Raw genomic sequence first — 17,927 nt, 5'->3', positions numbered from 1 at the left:
TTTATAACTTAAAGAAAACAAAACCATGCAATACAAAGCATCATCTCCTGATGAGTATATCAAACAGGTTCCTGAAGAACGAAAGGAAGCGTTAAAAACACTTAGAAAAACCATTAAAGACAAGCTTCCAAAAGGCTTTGAAGAAGGTATTCAATATGGAATGATAGGATATTATGTACCTCATAGTATGTATCCAGATGGGTATCATTGCGACCCAAAAACACCTTTGCCTTTTATGAGTTTTGCATCTCAAAAAAACTCCATCAACCTATACCATTCTGGAATTTATGCCAATCCAGAAATACACGATTGGTTTGTAAATGAATATCCTAAACACAGCAAACGCAAGTTGGATATGGGGAAAAGTTGTATCCGATTTAAAAAAATAAACGAAATTCCATTTAACTTAATTGCCGAATTATGTGAAAAATTAACCGTTGACGAATGGATTGATATCTACGAGACTAATATTAAAAAGAAATAATAACTAAATAAGACTCCTGTCATCACAGGAAATAAATATGAAAAAACGCGTTACAGGAATAGGAGGATTATTTTTTAAAACTAAAGATCCGAAAGCCTCAAAAGACTGGTACAAAAAACACCTGGGATTTAATACAGACGATTATGGCTGTACGTTTTGGTGGAAAGATAAAGATGGCAATGAGTGTTCCACGCAATGGAGTCCTTTTGCTGAAGACACTAAGTACTACGAACCCTCTAAAAAAGACTTCATGTTTAATTATCGTGTAGAAAATTTACACGAGTTAATGGCTGCTTTAAAAGAAGAAGGAGTTACTATAGTTGGAGATATAGAAGAATACGATTATGGCAAGTTTGGTTGGATACTGGATAACGACGGAAACAAAATAGAACTTTGGGAGCCTATAGACAAAGCTTTCTTGTAAATAATGCTTTTCGTGTTTTCTTTGAATCTTCATTAAAAACAAACAAAAAAACTCCCTGATTTTCACTATCTTTAATAGGCGAATTCTAAATTTAGAAATCATGTCTGAAGAAAATAAAAACTTTGAAGATGGCACCTATCAAAATGGTCCCAAATATTCGAATGAGGTTTTAAAAGATGGTAAAACCATAGCTATTATTGCACACATGACCATTATTGGATGGATTATTGCGTTTGTTATGAACAATAATGCCAAAAATGCCTATGCTTCATTTTATATTAGACAATCTCTGGGAATCATGCTAGGTATCTTAATCTTTAGCTTTGTTCCTGTAATTGGTTGGCTTATAAATGTTGGGTTCTTTATATTATGGATTATTAGCCTAATTGGCTCTTTAAGTGGCGAATTAAAACATATCCCTTTTATTGGTAACAGATTCCAGGAGTGGTTTCATTCCTTTTAAACATTTAATTTTCTATTGTAGGTTGATAATCCAATGGAAGTGCATCTCCTATTCGTTGATTTCCCATATTCCCAAAAAATGTTATCGCTTTTACAGGAGAATGGTTACCAAAACCATCAATATAAAAGCATTCAATATCTTCATTTGGGGTAAGTTTTGAAAAACTTCCAAATACATCCGATATAAGAATTGGTCTATGTAAGCAGACTTCTTTTGAATTTGAATCTTCGGTATCATTAACATTTAAAGAATATCTTGGAGCCACTTCTTCGTTTTTGTAAAAAAATTTAAATCCTTGTTCAAGTAAATTATCTGAATAAATAGCTCTCATAAAATGTAGTACAGAACCTTGATAAGCCATACTACGTCTTTTTTTGTTTTTCTCGATAGAATTTTCATTGAGGTCTTTATAAAATGACGTGCCTTTATAATATACTGTACCAGGTTTATAAACAACACTTGTGGTATTTCTTATGGTATTTACCAAAGTATCTTTAATATAATCAATTTCAAATTCCTGTAAATCGTATGTAATTTCATAATCTAAATACTTGTTTAAAATACGAATTGGGGTTTTTGAAGATGCTGATAATTTTTTTACTTTTATATCATACTCTAATATAATATCGTCTTCGTTCAAAATCTCACACGACTTGGCTTGTTTAGACTCTCCTAAGAAGTGCTTTTTAAATTCATTCAATTTTCGCTTTTGAGACCAAGCTTCTTTGTCGTCTTCAGAACGTTCTTTTTTTCTTGACTTTTTGTCTTTGGAGCTTAAAAACACTTCGTTTAAAACACTTAGTTCTTCCTCTAAATAAAATTTATAAACTATATCTTCAACATAATTATTCTGTACTATTTTTTTAAACCCTAAAAATGAAACCACTAAAGATGTGCGAATATCTTCGTTTAGATCAATTTTAAAAAGACCTTGACTATTTGTAATCGTTCCTCTAGTTGTATTATTAAAATAAACTGTAACCCCTTCCATAGGTTCTTGGGTTGCTTTATTATAAACAATACCAGAAACTTGCTGAGCTTTTAAACTAAAAATTCCTAAAAACAGAAAAAGAGAGATAACTATTTTAAAGTTATTGTTTTCCATAGAGATGAATAAATTAAGGACGTTTTATGACTCGTTTTGTTCAGAAAGTTTCTGCTCTAATTCCGCTTGAAACTCTTCCATTACAGGTTTTACAGTACTTTCTGGTAAATCGGCAATTTTAATATACATCAAACCATCAACCGAGTTATTAAACAAGGGATCCACATTAAAAGCTACCAATTTGGCATTTTGCTTAATATACTTTTTAAGTAAAACAGGTAACCGCAAAGCACCTGGTTCTACCTCATCAATAATTTTATCAAATTTGTTTAAATCGGCTTCTGTTTCGTCAAATACAAAATCCTTATCAGCATCTTTTAATTTTACTTTAAACTCTTTTTTAGGATGTACATATTGCGCAATGTATGGATCGTAATAATGAGATTTCATAAACTCAATCATTAACGATTTTGAGAAATTTGAAAACTGGTTGCTAATACTTACTCCACCAATTAAAAATTTATGTTCCGGATAACGTAAGGTAGTATGCACAATTCCTTTCCAAAGCAAAAATAATGGCATAGGTTTTTGCTGATATTCTTTAATAATAAAAGCACGACCCATTTCTATGGATTCGCTCATCATTTTAAATAGTTCTGGCTCGAATCTAAATAAATCTTGAAGATAAAACCCATCAATTCCATATTGTGCATATATCTTAGAACCTAAGCCCATTCTATAAGCTCCAGCTACAAGCTCCTTCTCACTATCCCAAAGAAACATGTGGTGGTAATAGGTATCGAAAGTATCTAAATCTATGGCTTCGTTTGTTCCTTCTCCTACTTCTCTAAAGGTTATTTCACGCAGTCTTCCAATTTCTCTTAAGATGTTTGGAATTTCTTTTGAAGTAGCTAAAAAGACTTCGTAATTCTTACTTTGTAACAATCTGCAATCTCCTTTTCTTAGAGCCTCAACCTCTTGATTCATTATCTCTTTAGAAATTGGAGTTACAATTCGTTTTGGTGGTTTTGGCACTTTTAACGAGGTGGAAATATTACTTAATAAATTACCTTTCTCGTCAAAGGAATTAGAAAGCATATAAGTTTTCTTCCTTAAAAACTCGGAAAATTCTTTAAGGCCCTTATGTTCATTTTGGTCTGCTACCGAAATAGGCCTACCTATTCGAACTTTAATTATTCTTCGTTTTTGAGTTAATAATTCCGAAGGTAGCTTTGCCGTTCTAAAGGTGTCACTAATTTTAGATAACTTATAAAAAAGCGGACTGTTTTTTGCATGAAAATATATTGGAACTACTGGCACATCAGCTTTTTGAATAAGTTTCATGGCAGATGCCTCCCAGGGTTTATCAACCAGTAGTTTCCCATCTTTATAAGTAGACACTTCACCTGCCGGAAACACTCCTAAGGGATGACCATCTTGCAAATGTTTAATAGCATTCTTAAAACCTGTAATACTTGATTTTAAATCCTTTCTGTCTTCAAAAGGATTCACCGGCATGATATATGGTTTTAGAGGTTCTATTCTATTTAATAGAAAGTTGGCTATTATTTTAAAGTCATCTCGCTGTTCGAGCATTAATTTTAAAAGTAAAATGCCATCAATTCCTCCAAGAGGATGATTTGAAACAGTTATATAAGCACCTTCCTTAGGCAAACGCTTTAAATCCTCTTCGGGAATTTCAAATTTTATTTGAAAATCGTGTAAAATACCATTTAAAAAATCAACTTTTTCTAAATGTTTATTTCGATTATAAATATTATTAAGTGTGGATATTTTTAATACTTTCATAAGTATCCATCCAGCAAAAGTCCCAACAAAACCGTAGGAATCTAATTTTATGGCTTTAGCCACTTCTTTGGCCGACACTAACCCTGTATCTTGTTGCTTGGTCATGAATACAAATGTAATGAAAATGTTTATTTAGTAACTATTTGCATAGTTTCGTGCGTTAATTGTTTAAGTAGCACCTCTTTATCCTTCTCTAACTGGCCTATGGCTTCATTATTATAATGTCTAATGGTATATAATGAGACGTTTTCGTTACAAGTTACTTTAAATTTAGCTTTTAGATGTTGTAATAACTTATCTAAATTCTGATACATATTATCTACACATACCGAAAAACTAATGGCTGAGTTTTGAATCACATCAACTTTCATCTTATAGAGATGAAGAAGTTTAAATATCTCACTAAGATTATCTTCAACGATATATGAAAAATCTAAAGATGACAAGGAAATTAACACTTGGTTTTTCTTTACTATAAAACAAGGGATTTGAGGGTCAAGTCCAGCTTCTTTACACACTTTTGTACCTGCATTCTCTGGCTTTAAAAACGATTTTACAAACAATGGGATTTCCTTTCTTTGTAATGGTTGTAACGTTTTTGGATGAATTACAGATGCGCCATAAAAAGCCAACTCAATAGCTTCGCGATAAGAAATTCTATGTAGGAGCTGTGAGTTTTCAAAGTAACGTGGATCGGCATTTAAAACGCCTGGAACATCTTTCCAAATGGTTACACTTTGAGCATTTAAGCAATAAGCAAAAATAGCTGCTGTATAATCACTTCCTTCACGACCTAAAGTGGTTGTGAAATTATTAGAATCGCTTCCTATAAACCCTTGAGTAATGTTTAATTGGGTTCTGTTAAAATTGTTTGTAATGCGCTCTTGAGTTTCTTCCCAATGAACTTTAGCACTTCTATAATAATTATCTGTTTTTATAAACTCTCTAACATCTATCCAATGGTTTTTTAAGCCCACATCATTTAAATATTCGCTAATAATAACTGAAGAAACTAATTCTCCAAAACCAATAACCTGGTCGTAAACAAAATTATAATCTGGCGATTTATTTGTATCTAAAAACGATTTTAACTCATTGAATAAAACTGTTACTTTTTTATATGCCTTGTGTTTTTCATCATCAAATAAGTCTAATAAAATGGCATTATGGAATTTTATAACTGCTTGAACAGAACTTTGTAATGCGCTTTTATTATTAAAATAATCAGTAATAACAACTTCTAAGGCATTGGTGGTTTTCCCCATAGCCGAAACTACTACCAAGGTATTTTTATAACCTGTCTTATTTAAAACGTTTATTAAGTTTTTTACGCCTTTAGCATCTTTAACCGATGCACCTCCAAATTTAAATACTTGCATTATAGTTTTGATAAATATGCTTTAATTCCTTTTTCATCTAGTTGAACAATATCCCAATCTCTCATAACATGTGCTCCTTTCTTTTCATAAAAAGCTATGGCTTCTTCGTTCCAGTCTAATACGTCCCATCCAATTCTTTTAACCCCTAATTGATTGCCATGTTTTACAACTTCATCCAATAATAATGTTCCTATATTCTTGCCTCTCATGTTTTGGCTTACAATTAAATCTTCTAAATGTAAAACGGGTCCTTTCCATGTAGAATAACGCATATAAACCAATGCAATTCCTACAATCTTATTTTCTACTTCGGCAACAAAACACTCAAAACTAGGAGACTCTTTAAACCCATCATGTTCTAAATCTGTAACAGAAATTTCTACGGCATCTGGCTCATTTTCGAATACTGCTAATTCTTTTATTAAATTAAGAACAGCAGTCATATCATCCTTTTTAGCTTTCCGAATAGCGATTTTCATATAAAAAATTTGGGTTAAAGATAGTTTAAAGTTGCTTATTATCTGTTATTAATATCTTTTGAAAGCCTTGTAGTTTGTTAAAAAATACGATATTTGCAGGACAATCAACACATTGAAACTTCATGTCAAGAAAAAATCAAACTTTAGGAGAGTTTATCATTGAAAATCAATCGTCTTTTAAATATACTTCTGGAGAATTATCTCGACTAATCAACTCCATACGTCTGGCAGCAAAAGTAGTAAACCACGAAGTAAACAAAGCAGGTTTAGTTGATATTATTGGAGCAGCAGGAGACACGAACATTCAAGGTGAAGACCAGCAAAAACTGGATGTATATGCCAACGAGAAGTTTATTCAAACTTTAAAAAACAGAAACATTGTCTGTGGGATTGCTAGTGAAGAGGAAGACAGCTTTATAACTATTAATAGCCAAGATGAAAACAATCAAAATAAATATATTGTTTTAATTGATCCTTTAGATGGTTCATCTAATATTGATGTGAATGTATCTGTTGGAACTATTTTTTCTATTTACAGACGTGTAACCCCTGTTGGGACTCCTGTAACTATCGAAGATTTTCTTCAAGAAGGTAGCAAACAAGTTGCTGCAGGTTACGTCGTGTATGGTACGTCTACCATGTTAGTTTATACTACTGGAGATGGTGTTAACGGGTTTACTCTAAACCCAGCTATTGGAACATTCTACCTTTCACACCCTAAAATGGAATTCCCAGAAAATGGTCATATTTATTCTGTAAATGAAGGAAACTATATTCATTTTCCACAAGGTATAAAAGATTATATTAAATATTGCCAGATGGAAGAAGAGGACAGACCTTATACCAGTAGATATATTGGTTCTTTGGTTTCAGATTTTCATAGAAACATGATAAAGGGTGGTATTTATTTGTACCCGAAAAGCTCTAAGATTTCAAATGGAAAATTACGTTTATTGTACGAATGTAACCCAATGGCATTTTTAGCTGAGCAAGCAAATGGAAAAGCAAGCGATGGTTTTAATAGAATTATGGATATTAAACCTACCGAATTACATCAACGTGTTCCTTTTATTTGTGGCAGTAAAAACATGGTAGATAAAGCTGAAGAATTTATGCGAAATGCCAAATAACAGCCAACTATAAAACATAAAAAAAAAGCGAATTATTTTAAAAATAATTCGCTTTTTTTATTTCAGATAAATTAATTATCTATTCATGTTTTTAATTTCTTCGGAAAAGGTATCTAAATCAACACCATTACTTACCAGCGTTAACGCTTTATCCACAACATACTTAACATTGTCTGGTCTAAAACCTAAGCCCACAGCTATCTTTTTAAGAACAACCTCTTCACTATCTCCTTTAATATGATCTACATAAACCATTCTAGATAAATCGTATAAACGTTCTAAACGTCTATCATAAGATGTTGGTGGGTTAATTGGGTGAGACTGATAATCTTTTAAGATAATTTTATATTCATCATCACTAATATCTAAACTTCGAGCCAAACGATCTAAAAACGCTTTCTCATCAGCTGTTATAATTCCATCATCCATGGCTACTCTAACTATGGATGCAAAATGGTCTGCGTTGCGTTGTTTAAATCCGCTATCAAATAAATCTGAAAATGACATATAATCTTGTTTTTTAAAGTGCTACAAATATAATCAAAGATACTACCTATTAAAATATAAACTTCGTTTTTTTAATGGACAAAACATTGCTCAATTCAGGAAATAAATTAAACTATTATTAAATACTAACCTTTATATTTGCAATTCTTAGAATCTTTGATTCATAAAAATACATTGTCTTGAGTAAAACTCTTCTCTCGCAAACATATGCACAGGCTCTGCAAACGCAAAATCTGCAAACTGCTATTGCCAAAAACCAAAATAAAACACATTTAAAAGGTCTTGTAGGCTCTTCCTTATCTTTTGTTTTAACTGAAACATTTAAACAAACAGACAAACCTTTTTTGCTTGTTTTTAACGATAAAGAAGAAGCTGCTTTCTATCTAAACGATTTAGAAGTTATGCTGAATGACAAAGACGTACTTTTTTATCCTGGAAGCTATAGAAGGCCTTATCAAATAGAAGAAACAGACAATGCCAATGTACTTTTAAGAGCTGAAGTTTTAAACCGAATAAACTCTCGAAAAAAACCAGCTATCATAGTTACTTATCCAGATGCTTTATTTGAAAAAGTAGTTACAAGAAAAGAGCTAGAACGCAACACTCTTAAAGTTTCGGTTAGCGATAATTTATCCATCGATTTTGTTAACGAAGTCTTGTTTGAATACAAATTTAAACGTGTGGATTTTGTTACAGAGCCTGGCGAATTTTCAGTTAGAGGTGGTATTGTAGATGTGTTCTCTTTCAGTCACGACGAGCCTTATAGAATCGAGTTTTTTGGAGATGAAGTAGATAGTATCAGAACCTTCGATGTAGAAACGCAACTTTCAACAGAGCAAATAAAGAAAATAAGTATTATTCCTAATGTTGCTAATAAGCTTATTGAAGAACGCAGACAGAGTTTTTTAGATTATATAGCTTCAAAAACAGTTGTTTTTACTAAAAATAGCGATTTGATGTTTTCCAGAATCGACGATTTTTTCGAAAAAGCTGAAGAAGCCTTTAAAAACCTAACTTCCGAGATAAAACATGCCGAACCAGAAGAATTGTTCTGTAATGCAACTTTATTAAAAAAGCAATTACTAGATTTTACTTTAGTCGAATTTGGAACTCAAAACATTTTTAATAACGACAGTACAATTACTTTTAACACTACACCTCAACCAGCTTTTAATAAACAGTTCAATCTATTAATTGAAAACCTAAACAACAATCACGAGAAAGGTTATACCAATTATATTGCTTGTGTGAGTGAGCAACAAGCCAAACGTTTTCATGATATTTTTGAAGATGCTGAAGAGGAAGTTCATTATAAAACTATAGTTCTATCTCTTTACCAGGGCTTTGTAGATAAGGATAATAAAATATGCTGTTATACAGATCATCAGATTTTTGAACGCTACCATAAATTTCATTTAAAAAATGGCTATGCCAAAAAGCAAGCTATTACCTTAAAAGAGCTTACAAATCTTGAAATTGGCGATTATGTAACTCATATAGATCATGGAATTGGTCGTTTTGGAGGGTTGCAGAAAATTGATGTTGAAGGTAAAAAGCAAGAGGCTATAAAATTGGTTTATGGCGAGCGTGATATTTTATATTTAAGCATTCACTCACTTCATAAAATTACCAAGTTTAACGGAAAAGATGGCAAACCTCCAAAAGTTTATAAATTAGGATCTGCAGCTTGGAAAAACTTGAAGCAAAAGACCAAAACCAGAGTTAAGGAAATTGCCTTTAACCTGATTCAAATATATGCCAAACGCAAGTTAGAAAAAGGCTATCAATATCATCCAGATAGCACCATGCAACTAGAACTAGAATCTTCATTTATTTATGAAGACACACCTGATCAATCCACTGCTACAGCAGATATTAAAACCGACATGGAGAGTGAAAGACCTATGGACAGACTGGTCTGTGGCGATGTTGGTTTTGGTAAAACGGAAGTTGCCATTCGAGCTGCTTTTAAAGCTGTAGATAACGGCAAGCAAGTAGCTGTTTTAGTGCCAACAACCATATTAGCTTACCAACATTCTAGAACGTTTAAAGAGCGATTAAAAGATTTTCCGGTGACGGTAGAATACGTCAATCGTTTTAGAACTGCTAAGGAAAAAAAGGCCACTCTCGAAGGGTTAGAAAAGGGAACTGTAGATATTATCATTGGAACCCATCAGTTAGTAAATAAAAATGTCAAGTTCAAGGATTTAGGCTTATTAATTGTTGACGAAGAGCAAAAATTTGGAGTGGCTGTAAAAGAAAAACTAAGAACTCTCAAGGAACATGTAGATGTTTTAACTTTAACCGCTACACCAATTCCAAGAACCCTTCAGTTTAGCTTAATGGCGGCCAGAGATTTGTCGGTTATTACCACACCTCCACCAAACCGGTATCCTATAGAAAGTCATGTGGTTCGCTTTAGCGAAGAAACTATTAGAGATGCTATTACTTATGAAATTCAACGTGGCGGACAAATTTTCTTTATTCATAATCGCATAGAGAATATTAAGGAAGTGGCTGGAATGATTCAGCGCTTGGTACCAGATGCCAAAATTGGAATAGGTCATGGGCAAATGGATGGGAAAAAATTAGAACAACTTATGTTGGCTTTTATTAATGGGGAATTTGATGTTTTAATCAGTACAACTATTGTAGAGAGTGGCTTAGATGTTCCAAATGCGAACACCATTTTTATCAATAATGCCAATAATTTTGGTTTAAGCGATTTACACCAAATGCGAGGTCGTGTAGGACGAAGTAACAAAAAAGCCTTTTGTTATTTTATAACTCCAGAGTATTCTGCTATGACCGAAGATGCTAGAAAACGAATTACAGCTTTAGAGCAATTTTCAGAGCTTGGAAGTGGCTTAAACATTGCCATGAAGGATTTAGAAATTCGTGGTGCCGGAGATTTATTAGGTGGAGAGCAAAGTGGATTTATTAATGATATTGGATTTGATACCTATCAGAAAATACTAAATGAAGCTATAGAAGAACTTAAAGAAAATGAGTTTAAAGATTTATATGAAGATGATGGCAAAGAAAAAGAATACGTAAAAGATGTAACCATAGATTCCGATTTAGAAATGCTTTTCCCAGACGATTATGTCAATAATATTTCTGAACGTTTAAATCTTTACACACAGCTTAATAATATTAAAACCGAAGAAGAACTTCAAAAATTCGAATCAGAGATTGTGGACCGTTTTGGAGAGTTACCAACCCAGGTAGTTGATCTATTTAATAGTGTTAGAATTAAATGGATTGCCACTAAAATGGGAGTTGAAAAAGTTATAATGAAACAAGGCAAACTTATTGGGTACTTTATAACCGATCAAAAAAGTCCATATTATCAAAGTGGTAGTTTTACAAGAGTTTTACAATATGTGCAATCTCATCCTGGTGCTTGTAAAATGAAAGAAAAACAAACTAGAAATGGGTTGCGTTTATTACTAACTTTCGAAAACATTAAAACCGTAAAACAGGCTTTGTCTGTTTTGAAACCTATTGTAAATTAAAAATGATAAAATGCATTTTCATAATGCGTAAGCTCTTCGGTGGACTTGTTTTTTATAATGGCAATAATATCAAAACGAGTTTCTAATGTAATGTCGTTTTCTACTAAATAGGCGTCCATGGCTTTAACAAGAAGCTTGATTTTTCCTTGACTAACAAAGCTCTGAGGATCACCAAATATATCAGAATTTCTGGTTTTCACCTCTACACAAACAATAAAATCCCCTGTTTTAGTTTTGGCAATGATATCCACTTCGGCACGATCGTAAAAATAGTTACGCTCTAAAATCTCATATCCTTTTGTTAAAAGATAATTGGTTGCAAATTCTTCGCCCCATTCTCCAAGTTCGTTATGATATGCCATGTTTACTTCCCACGAAAGTGTGAGTTTTTTTTAAGAAAGCGAGAATCTCATCCTTACTTTCTAATTAACCTATTTATGAAATAAAAATTCATTTTAAATATCTCATTTTCAGGCTAAAGATAACCAACTCCCCTCCATTTTACAACAGCCAAATGATTATTTCAAATTGAAAAAGTAAATCCTACAATAAGTAGTACTTTTACATTTTAAATAAAGCAGGTATAAAATGGCTACTATTAAATGTCCCAATTGTGGTGTTTATAATACAGATAGAGATTATTGCGAAAAATGCAACACTGTTCTTTCCTATAAAATTAGACGTGAAATTGCTTTAAAGAAAGAGGAAGAACAACGTCAAAGAGAGATGGCCTCCAAAGAAAAAAAAGAATCTTTCTTTGAAAAATATAGTAATCACCGATTTCTTTTAGTACGTATTTTAGTAAAAATAATCCGTTCTATTTGGCTTGTATTTATGGCTATTGGGATGTTTATTGCTTGGTTAATTTCAGCTGTAGTTGCATGAAAATTCTTAAAAACCCAATTCTTATCACTTTCTGCTTAATCGCTTTGTTTATTTATGGAGCAAATAGATTAGCCTTACCCCTTCCTAATTGGATTTACTTTTATGTTAACGATTTTCTATGCATGCCCATTGTTTTAAGTATCAGTTTGGCTGTCCTTCGTTTTTTTAAAAAAACTGATAATATTTACGTGCCTTTAAGTATTATACTAATTATGACAACCTATTACGCCTTTTACTTTGAATGGCTTATGCCGCAACTCAACATGAGATATACTGGAGATGTAATAGACGTATTTCTCTATTTTATGGGAGCTGTTTTGTTTTATTTATTTCAAAAGAGGTTGTTTTAAGCAAGAGTTTTTAATCTTCAAAAACAACAGTTGATTGATCCTTTCCTACACTCATTTTAACTGTATCTCCCAGAATCATTGCACGATTATCTTTTTCATGTCCAGCTGGCATATTAAAGGCAATTGGAAAATCATATTCAGAAAGTGCATCTAGAATAAGTTGCTCGATAGAAGTTCCCCAGACCGTTGTGTTTTTTCTAATTTTACTCATATCTCCAACTAGAAGTCCAGCACAATTATCAAAATACCCAGCACGTTTTAGACTTTGCAGCATACGATCTATATGATATTTATATTCTCCAATTTCTTCAATAAATAAAATTTTTCCACTAGTATCTATACTTGTTTTAGAGCCTAACATGGTATGTAATATTGTAAGATTTCCACCCACTAAAGGAGCCGAAACAATTCCAACTTTATTATAATTAGATCCCTTTAATGTATAACTTAAAGAATCTCCAAAAATGGCCTTTTTAAAAGTACCAATGCTTTCAATTGTATCTTTCGGATTATCCGATAAACTTGTGCACATGAGTGCATGAATAGTCTCAAATCCTTCGTTGTGAAACTGATTATGTAAAGCTGTAATATCGCTGTAACCTATCAGCCACTTTGGGTCCTCCTTTATTTTTGTATAATCCAATTTATCTAAAATCCTAACGGTTCCATAACCTCCTCTAGCACACCAAATAGCACTAATTGTAGGGTCGTCCATCGCATTTTGAAAATCTTCACAACGTTCAGCATCTGTTCCTGCAAAATGATTGTTTTGATTAAAAACATGCTTTCCAAGCACCACGTTCAAGCCCCAACTTTTAAGTAGGCTTTTAGCTTGTTGTATCTCGTCAGTTCTACCTTTTAAAATTCCTGAAGGTGCTACAATGGCAACTGTATCGCCAGCTTGTAAAAATGGAGGTTGTATCAATGTGTGTATTTTTTGCGTTTGAAGTTCTTGTGCCGAAAGCCTATGTTTTCCGAAGAAAAAAACCAAGCATAACAAGGGTAATATAAAGGTGATTTTTGTCATAATGTAAATGTACATTTTTTTTCTAAATTGCCTCTAAAATGCGTACTTTTGTACACTTTTAAAAATTAAATAATGTCAAAAAGATATACCATAACAGCTGCTTTACCATACACAAATGGACCCATTCACATTGGTCATCTAGCAGGTGTTTATGTGCCAGCAGATATTTATGCCCGCTATTTACGTTTAACTGGTAACGATGTTGCTTTTATTTGTGGAAGTGATGAACATGGCGTTCCTATTACCATTAAAGCGAAAAAAGAAGGGGTTTCTCCTCAAGATGTCGTGGATAAATATCATGCTATAATAAAAAAATCTTTTGAAGATTTTGGTATTTCTTTAGATAATTATTCAAGAACTACTGCGAAAATTCATCATGATACTGCCTCAGAATTTTTTACAACTTTATACGATAAAGGAGAATTTATTGAAGAAGTTACCGAACAATTATTCGACGAAGAAGCCAATCAGTTTTTAGCAGATCGTTTTGTAGTTGGTACTTGTCCTAAATGTGGCAACGAGGAAAGTTATGGCGACCAATGTGAGGCTTGTGGCACAAGTCATAATGCCACGGATTTAATCAACCCGAAATCGGCCATTACCGGAAATACTCCAACCTTAAAACAAACAAAACACTGGTTTTTACCTTTAGATAAACACGAAGACTTTTTAAAAGAATGGATTTTAAAAGGTCATAAAAAAGACTGGAAACCTAATGTTTACGGACAAGTAAAATCTTGGATTGACGATGGTTTACGACCAAGAGCCGTAACAAGAGATTTAGATTGGGGAATTCCCGTTCCTCTTCCTGATGCCGAAGGCAAAGTGCTTTATGTATGGTTCGATGCGCCAATTGGTTATATTTCTGCTACCAAAGAATGGGCAGAACGCGAAGGAAAAGATTGGGAACCATACTGGAAGGATAAAAACACCAAACTAGTTCACTTTATAGGAAAAGATAATATTGTATTCCATTGTATTATTTTTCCAGCTATGTTAAAAGCCGAAGGCTCTTATATTTTACCAGATAACGTTCCTGCAAACGAGTTTTTAAACTTAGAAGGCAATAAACTTTCAACCTCTAAAAACTGGGCGGTTTGGTTACCAGAATATTTAGAAGATTTTCCGAATCAGCAAGATGTTTTGCGCTATGCCTTAACAGCAAATGCTCCAGAAACAAAAGATAACGACTTTACATGGAAAGATTTTCAGGCAAGAAACAACAACGAATTGGTTGCTATTTTCGGAAATTTCATTAACCGTGTGGTAGTCTTAACGAATAAGTATTACAACGGAATAGTTCCGGAACCATCCAACTTTTCTCAAGTGGATAATGAAACCCTAGCTGCAGTTAAAGCCTATCCAGCTGTTATTTCTAGTTCTATTGAGCGTTATAGATTTAGAGAAGCTGGGCAAGAATTAATGAATTTAGCTAGACTGGGAAATAAGTATTTAGCAGACGAAGAACCTTGGAAGGTAGTTAAAGAAGACGAAGCCAGAACCCAAACCATTATGTTTGTGGCACTTCAAATTGCGTCGGCTTTAGCCACTTTAAGCGAACCGTTTTTACCTTTTACTTCAAATAAATTAAAAGCTATTCTAAAAACAACATCAAACACTATTGAAACTTCTTGGAACGATGTTTCTACAAAAGATATTTTACTTCCTATAGGGCACCAAATTGGAAAAGCTGAATTATTATTCTCAAAAATTGAAGACGAAACCGTTCAAGCTCAAGTTGATAAATTATTAGCTACCAAGAAAGCAAACGAAGCTGCTAATAAAAAAGTTGATCCTGAAAAGGATACCATTAGTTTTGAGGATTTCACAAAATTAGATTTAAGAGTTGGAACTATTTTAGAAGCTGAAAAAATGCCAAAAACTAAAAAGCTTTTAGTCTTAAAAGTAGATACAGGAATCGATATAAGGACCATTGTTTCTGGAATTGCTGAAAGCTTTACTCCAGAAGAAGTTATTGGAAAAAAAGTAACTGTTTTAGTAAATTTAGCTCCAAGAAAGCTTCGCAGTGTAGAAAGCCAAGGCATGATTTTAATGACAGAAACTCCTGAAGGAAAATTAGTTTTTGTAAATCCTGATAATGAGAATATTACTAATGGCTTGCAAATAAGCTAATAAATGGAACACACTCAAGACTTAAAATCTCATTGGAACAAAGCTTACGATAAAGAAGATAATCAGTTGGGTTGGTTTGAAGAAAACCCAGCGCCAACCATGCAACTTATAGAAACATGTCAGCTTGAAAAAGATGCTATAATTTTAAATGTTGGAGTTGGAACTACCAACCTCATCGATACTCTTTTAGACGAAGGTTATACAAACCTTATTGCAAACGATTTAAGCGATTTTGCCTTACAAAAGCTAAAAAACCGCATAAAACAATCGCATAATTACGACTTAAAAATAATTACTGACGATTTAACAAACCCATCTGAATTACAAGACCTTAAAAACGTCAATCTATGGATTGATAGAGCCGTACTACATTTCTTTTTAAAAGAAGAAGAACAAACTGCATATTTTAATTTGATTAAAAAAATAGTAAATAAAGATGGTTTTGTCTTGATTGCTGTTTTTTCTCTGGATGGTGCAGAAAAATGTTGTGGCCTAGACTTAAAACGCTATAATCTTGATACGCTAAAAGACGCCTTAGGCACAGATTTTAAATTAATAGATTCTTTTAATCATACGTTTATAAATCCTTTTGGTGGCGAGCGTCCTTATGTTTATACTTTATTCCAAAAGATATAATCTTAAAACATTCTAAATTACAATTCCACTAAGGGATAAGCACCCTTTACTACTCAAATGTTGGGAAGATTTCTTAGCTTTGATTAAACATTAAAATTATGCTATCAAAAACAATAGAAAAAGTATTAAACGATCAAATAAGGATTGAATCAGAATCTTCTCAAATATATTTAGCAATGGCTTGTTGGGCAGAGGTTAAAGGTTTGGAAGGAATTGCTGGATTTATGTACGCACAGTCTGATGAAGAAAGAGATCATATGCTTAAATTTGTAAAATTTGTAAACGAACGTGGTGGTCATGCGCATATTTCGGAATTAAACGAGCCAAATGTTAAGTTTAAGTCTTTTAAAGAAATGTTTGAAAAACTCCTTGAACATGAAATTTTCGTTTCAGAATCCATTAACAATTTAGTAGATATTAGTTTACAAGAAAAGGATTATGCCACTCATAATTTCTTACAGTGGTACGTGGCCGAGCAGATTGAAGAAGAAGCAATGGCAAGAACTATTCTGGATAAAATAAACCTAATTGGAGATGATAAAGGAGGTCTTTATTTATTTGACAGAGACATTCAACAACTTACTATAAGCTCTGCTTCAAACGATAGCGTTTAAATTTTTAACATTTTAGTTTATTTAGATTCATTAAAAATAATTACTTTTGCCTCATTACTTAACACCTAGTATTTGTTTTGGGAAAAAAGAAACAAAAAAAAGAGAAGAAAAAAGCTCTAAAAAAACTGCAAGCATCAGGCATTATTATTGCCGATAAAGTTAAAAGTAGTTGCTGCGAAAAATACAAGAAAAAGGAAAGCAAACGTTGTAAAAAATGTCCTTGCTTCGACCTTTTAAAAGACGTGGCTTAATTCATAAAAATATATTCTTAATAAAGGTGTCTTTAAATAAAGACACCTTTATTTTTTAATTTATATTTAAAAAATAGAAAATTCTTTCAATCATATAAAACTTAAATTTTTTCACTCTTATTTCAATCTTAAACATCATATTTATCTTTGTACATTTTAGACATAAAAATATGTGTTTTGGCTACCTTTGCTAGAAATTTCAAACATCTAAATTTAATTCCTTTCCGTAAATAAATGCAAACAGATTAGTTTTTTATGCTTTTGCATCAATCTACTAACACCTTGTTCTTTAATTTTGAATCAAACACAAAACCATTAATTTATGAAACATTTAATTCTATTAGTTTTTAGTGTCTGTCTACTTTCATGTGGAGGATCTAAAACCGTTCGAGATTCCAAAAAGGTTATTAAAGGCGAATGGACTTTAAATTCTATAAGCTATAGCGAAGCTGGCACTTATAATACAACACTTTTTAACGATGAATCTAAAACCTGCTTTGAAGGCAGTACGTGGCAATTTATTCCAAACAACAACACGGGTTTATACACAATTAATAATCTAGATTGTACAATGGGAGAACGCTATTTTGTTTTTACCATTCAAGAAATAGATGAAACAACTGGCTTGTATGACTTCCTCTTAAAACCAACAAATAAAAAGGGAAAATCGGAAACCAATCAGGGATTTAGACTAAGATTAAGTGCTTTGTCAGACACTAATATGCAGTGGCAGCAAACCGTAATGGTAGACAATAAGCCTTTTACTATAAATATGAACTTTACAAAATAATAA

The 17,927-nt window shown here is 32.5% G+C and carries 18 protein-coding genes; 11 read left to right on the top strand and 7 right to left on the bottom strand.

The features are described 5' to 3' along the window. Positions 1-25 precede the first annotated feature (25 nt). The 3 genes from OS191_RS11815 to OS191_RS11805 all read left to right on the top strand — a co-directional run bounded on the left by OS191_RS11815 (position 26) and on the right by OS191_RS11805 (position 1,371). Positions 26-484, top strand: coding sequence for a DUF1801 domain-containing protein (locus OS191_RS11815; protein ID WP_267155918.1), 459 nt, complete (start codon positions 26-28; stop codon positions 482-484). A 37-nt stretch (positions 485-521) separates the two neighbouring features. After that, positions 522-908: a VOC family protein gene (locus OS191_RS11810; RefSeq protein ID WP_267155917.1), complete on the top strand. Its 387-nt coding sequence runs from the start codon at positions 522-524 to the stop codon at positions 906-908. Positions 909-1,008: 100 nt separating this feature from the next. After that, positions 1,009-1,371, top strand: a complete 363-nt coding sequence (locus OS191_RS11805) for a hypothetical protein (RefSeq protein ID WP_267155916.1) — start codon at positions 1,009-1,011, stop codon at positions 1,369-1,371. 4 nt (positions 1,372-1,375) lie between these two features. Here the strand turns inward: OS191_RS11805 and OS191_RS11800 are convergent, their stop codons facing one another. The 4 genes from OS191_RS11800 to OS191_RS11785 are packed head-to-tail and all read right to left on the bottom strand — an operon-like array spanning position 1,376 to position 6,083. Further along, complete coding sequence (locus OS191_RS11800; RefSeq protein WP_267155915.1) at positions 1,376-2,476, bottom strand: carboxypeptidase-like regulatory domain-containing protein; 1,101 nt, start codon at positions 2,474-2,476, stop codon at positions 1,376-1,378. Positions 2,477-2,500: 24 nt separating this feature from the next. Beyond that, entirely contained in the window at positions 2,501-4,330 is a 1,830-nt protein-coding gene (locus tag OS191_RS11795; protein ID WP_267155914.1) for a lysophospholipid acyltransferase family protein, read from the bottom strand. 23 nt (positions 4,331-4,353) lie between these two features. Continuing rightward, a complete protein-coding gene (locus OS191_RS11790; RefSeq protein WP_267155913.1) occupies positions 4,354-5,604 on the bottom strand; it encodes an aspartate kinase in 1,251 nt (416 codons plus the stop codon). Next, positions 5,604-6,083: a GNAT family N-acetyltransferase gene (locus tag OS191_RS11785; RefSeq protein ID WP_267155912.1), complete on the bottom strand. Its 480-nt coding sequence runs from the start codon at positions 6,081-6,083 to the stop codon at positions 5,604-5,606. Before OS191_RS11785 ends, OS191_RS11790 begins: the two co-directional genes overlap by 1 nt. 122 nt (positions 6,084-6,205) lie before the next feature. Between OS191_RS11785 and fbp the strand changes: the two genes are divergently transcribed. Next, positions 6,206-7,213: a class 1 fructose-bisphosphatase gene (gene fbp, locus OS191_RS11780; protein WP_267155911.1), complete on the top strand. Its 1,008-nt coding sequence runs from the start codon at positions 6,206-6,208 to the stop codon at positions 7,211-7,213. A 75-nt stretch (positions 7,214-7,288) separates the two neighbouring features. Here the strand turns inward: fbp and OS191_RS11775 are convergent, their stop codons facing one another. Then, positions 7,289-7,720 carry a TerB family tellurite resistance protein gene (locus tag OS191_RS11775; protein ID WP_267155910.1) on the bottom strand — a complete coding sequence of 144 codons (432 nt, stop codon included), beginning with the start codon at positions 7,718-7,720 and terminating at the stop codon, positions 7,289-7,291. A gap of 179 nt (positions 7,721-7,899) precedes the next feature. On the opposite strand from OS191_RS11775, the gene mfd reads away from it, so the two are divergent. Further along, positions 7,900-11,238, top strand: coding sequence for a transcription-repair coupling factor (gene mfd / locus OS191_RS11770; RefSeq protein ID WP_267155909.1), 3,339 nt, complete (start codon positions 7,900-7,902; stop codon positions 11,236-11,238). Here mfd and OS191_RS11765 read toward each other — a convergent pair. Next, positions 11,235-11,600 carry a YraN family protein gene (locus tag OS191_RS11765; RefSeq protein ID WP_267155908.1) on the bottom strand — a complete coding sequence of 122 codons (366 nt, stop codon included), beginning with the start codon at positions 11,598-11,600 and terminating at the stop codon, positions 11,235-11,237. The two genes, mfd and OS191_RS11765, sit on opposite strands and share 4 nt — an antisense overlap. A 226-nt stretch (positions 11,601-11,826) precedes the next feature. Here OS191_RS11765 and OS191_RS11760 point away from each other — a divergent pair, with 226 nt between their 5' ends. Both OS191_RS11760 and OS191_RS11755 read left to right on the top strand, forming a co-directional pair. Continuing rightward, on the top strand, positions 11,827-12,123 hold the full coding sequence (locus OS191_RS11760; protein WP_267155907.1) for a TFIIB-type zinc ribbon-containing protein: 297 nt from the start codon (positions 11,827-11,829) through the stop codon (positions 12,121-12,123). After that, the gene (locus tag OS191_RS11755; RefSeq protein WP_267155906.1) at positions 12,120-12,473 is read left to right on the top strand and encodes a hypothetical protein; all 354 of its coding nucleotides are present in this window, start codon (positions 12,120-12,122) and stop codon (positions 12,471-12,473) included. The genes OS191_RS11760 and OS191_RS11755 overlap by 4 nt, the downstream gene beginning before the upstream one ends. A 10-nt stretch (positions 12,474-12,483) precedes the next feature. Here OS191_RS11755 and OS191_RS11750 read toward each other — a convergent pair whose 3' ends face one another. Beyond that, the gene (locus tag OS191_RS11750; RefSeq protein ID WP_267155905.1) at positions 12,484-13,500 is read right to left on the bottom strand and encodes a S66 peptidase family protein; all 1,017 of its coding nucleotides are present in this window, start codon (positions 13,498-13,500) and stop codon (positions 12,484-12,486) included. 72 nt (positions 13,501-13,572) lie between these two features. On the opposite strand from OS191_RS11750, the gene metG reads away from it, so the two are divergent. The 4 genes from metG (at position 13,573) to OS191_RS11730 (ending at position 17,924) form a co-directional block, all read left to right on the top strand. Beyond that, positions 13,573-15,633: a methionine--tRNA ligase gene (gene metG / locus OS191_RS11745; RefSeq protein WP_267155904.1), complete on the top strand. Its 2,061-nt coding sequence runs from the start codon at positions 13,573-13,575 to the stop codon at positions 15,631-15,633. 3 nt (positions 15,634-15,636) lie between these two features. Beyond that, positions 15,637-16,269, top strand: coding sequence for a methyltransferase domain-containing protein (locus OS191_RS11740; RefSeq protein ID WP_267155903.1), 633 nt, complete (start codon positions 15,637-15,639; stop codon positions 16,267-16,269). Between the two features lie 98 nt (positions 16,270-16,367). After that, the gene (locus OS191_RS11735; RefSeq protein ID WP_267155902.1) at positions 16,368-16,883 is read left to right on the top strand and encodes a ferritin; all 516 of its coding nucleotides are present in this window, start codon (positions 16,368-16,370) and stop codon (positions 16,881-16,883) included. Between the two features lie 573 nt (positions 16,884-17,456). Next, positions 17,457-17,924 carry a lipocalin family protein gene (locus OS191_RS11730; protein ID WP_267155901.1) on the top strand — a complete coding sequence of 156 codons (468 nt, stop codon included), beginning with the start codon at positions 17,457-17,459 and terminating at the stop codon, positions 17,922-17,924. Positions 17,925-17,927: the final 3 nt, after the last annotated feature.

Source organism: Xanthomarina sp. F2636L (genome assembly GCF_026410195.1).
Classification (GTDB): domain Bacteria; phylum Bacteroidota; class Bacteroidia; order Flavobacteriales; family Flavobacteriaceae; genus Xanthomarina.
The sequence above is the reverse complement of the archived record's forward strand: the minus strand, read 5'-3'. Positions and strand labels throughout refer to the sequence as shown.

Bases quoted from the DNA above. Each gene is read 5' to 3' on its own strand.
- OS191_RS11815 (WP_267155918.1), top strand. From the start codon at position 26: ATGCAATACAAAGCATCATCTCCTGATGAGTATATCAAACAGGTTCCT.
- OS191_RS11810 (WP_267155917.1), top strand. From the start codon at position 522: ATGAAAAAACGCGTTACAGGAATAGGAGGATTATTTTTTAAAACTAAA.
- OS191_RS11805 (WP_267155916.1), top strand. From the start codon at position 1,009: ATGTCTGAAGAAAATAAAAACTTTGAAGATGGCACCTATCAAAATGGT.
- OS191_RS11800 (WP_267155915.1), bottom strand. From the start codon at position 2,476: ATGGAAAACAATAACTTTAAAATAGTTATCTCTCTTTTTCTGTTTTTA.
- OS191_RS11795 (WP_267155914.1), bottom strand. From the start codon at position 4,330: ATGACCAAGCAACAAGATACAGGGTTAGTGTCGGCCAAAGAAGTGGCT.
- OS191_RS11790 (WP_267155913.1), bottom strand. From the start codon at position 5,604: ATGCAAGTATTTAAATTTGGAGGTGCATCGGTTAAAGATGCTAAAGGC.
- OS191_RS11785 (WP_267155912.1), bottom strand. From the start codon at position 6,083: ATGAAAATCGCTATTCGGAAAGCTAAAAAGGATGATATGACTGCTGTT.
- fbp (WP_267155911.1), top strand. From the start codon at position 6,206: ATGTCAAGAAAAAATCAAACTTTAGGAGAGTTTATCATTGAAAATCAA.
- OS191_RS11775 (WP_267155910.1), bottom strand. From the start codon at position 7,720: ATGTCATTTTCAGATTTATTTGATAGCGGATTTAAACAACGCAACGCA.
- OS191_RS11765 (WP_267155908.1), bottom strand. From the start codon at position 11,600: ATGGCATATCATAACGAACTTGGAGAATGGGGCGAAGAATTTGCAACC.
- OS191_RS11760 (WP_267155907.1), top strand. From the start codon at position 11,827: ATGGCTACTATTAAATGTCCCAATTGTGGTGTTTATAATACAGATAGA.
- OS191_RS11755 (WP_267155906.1), top strand. From the start codon at position 12,120: ATGAAAATTCTTAAAAACCCAATTCTTATCACTTTCTGCTTAATCGCT.
- OS191_RS11750 (WP_267155905.1), bottom strand. From the start codon at position 13,500: ATGACAAAAATCACCTTTATATTACCCTTGTTATGCTTGGTTTTTTTC.
- metG (WP_267155904.1), top strand. From the start codon at position 13,573: ATGTCAAAAAGATATACCATAACAGCTGCTTTACCATACACAAATGGA.
- OS191_RS11740 (WP_267155903.1), top strand. From the start codon at position 15,637: ATGGAACACACTCAAGACTTAAAATCTCATTGGAACAAAGCTTACGAT.
- OS191_RS11735 (WP_267155902.1), top strand. From the start codon at position 16,368: ATGCTATCAAAAACAATAGAAAAAGTATTAAACGATCAAATAAGGATT.
- OS191_RS11730 (WP_267155901.1), top strand. From the start codon at position 17,457: ATGAAACATTTAATTCTATTAGTTTTTAGTGTCTGTCTACTTTCATGT.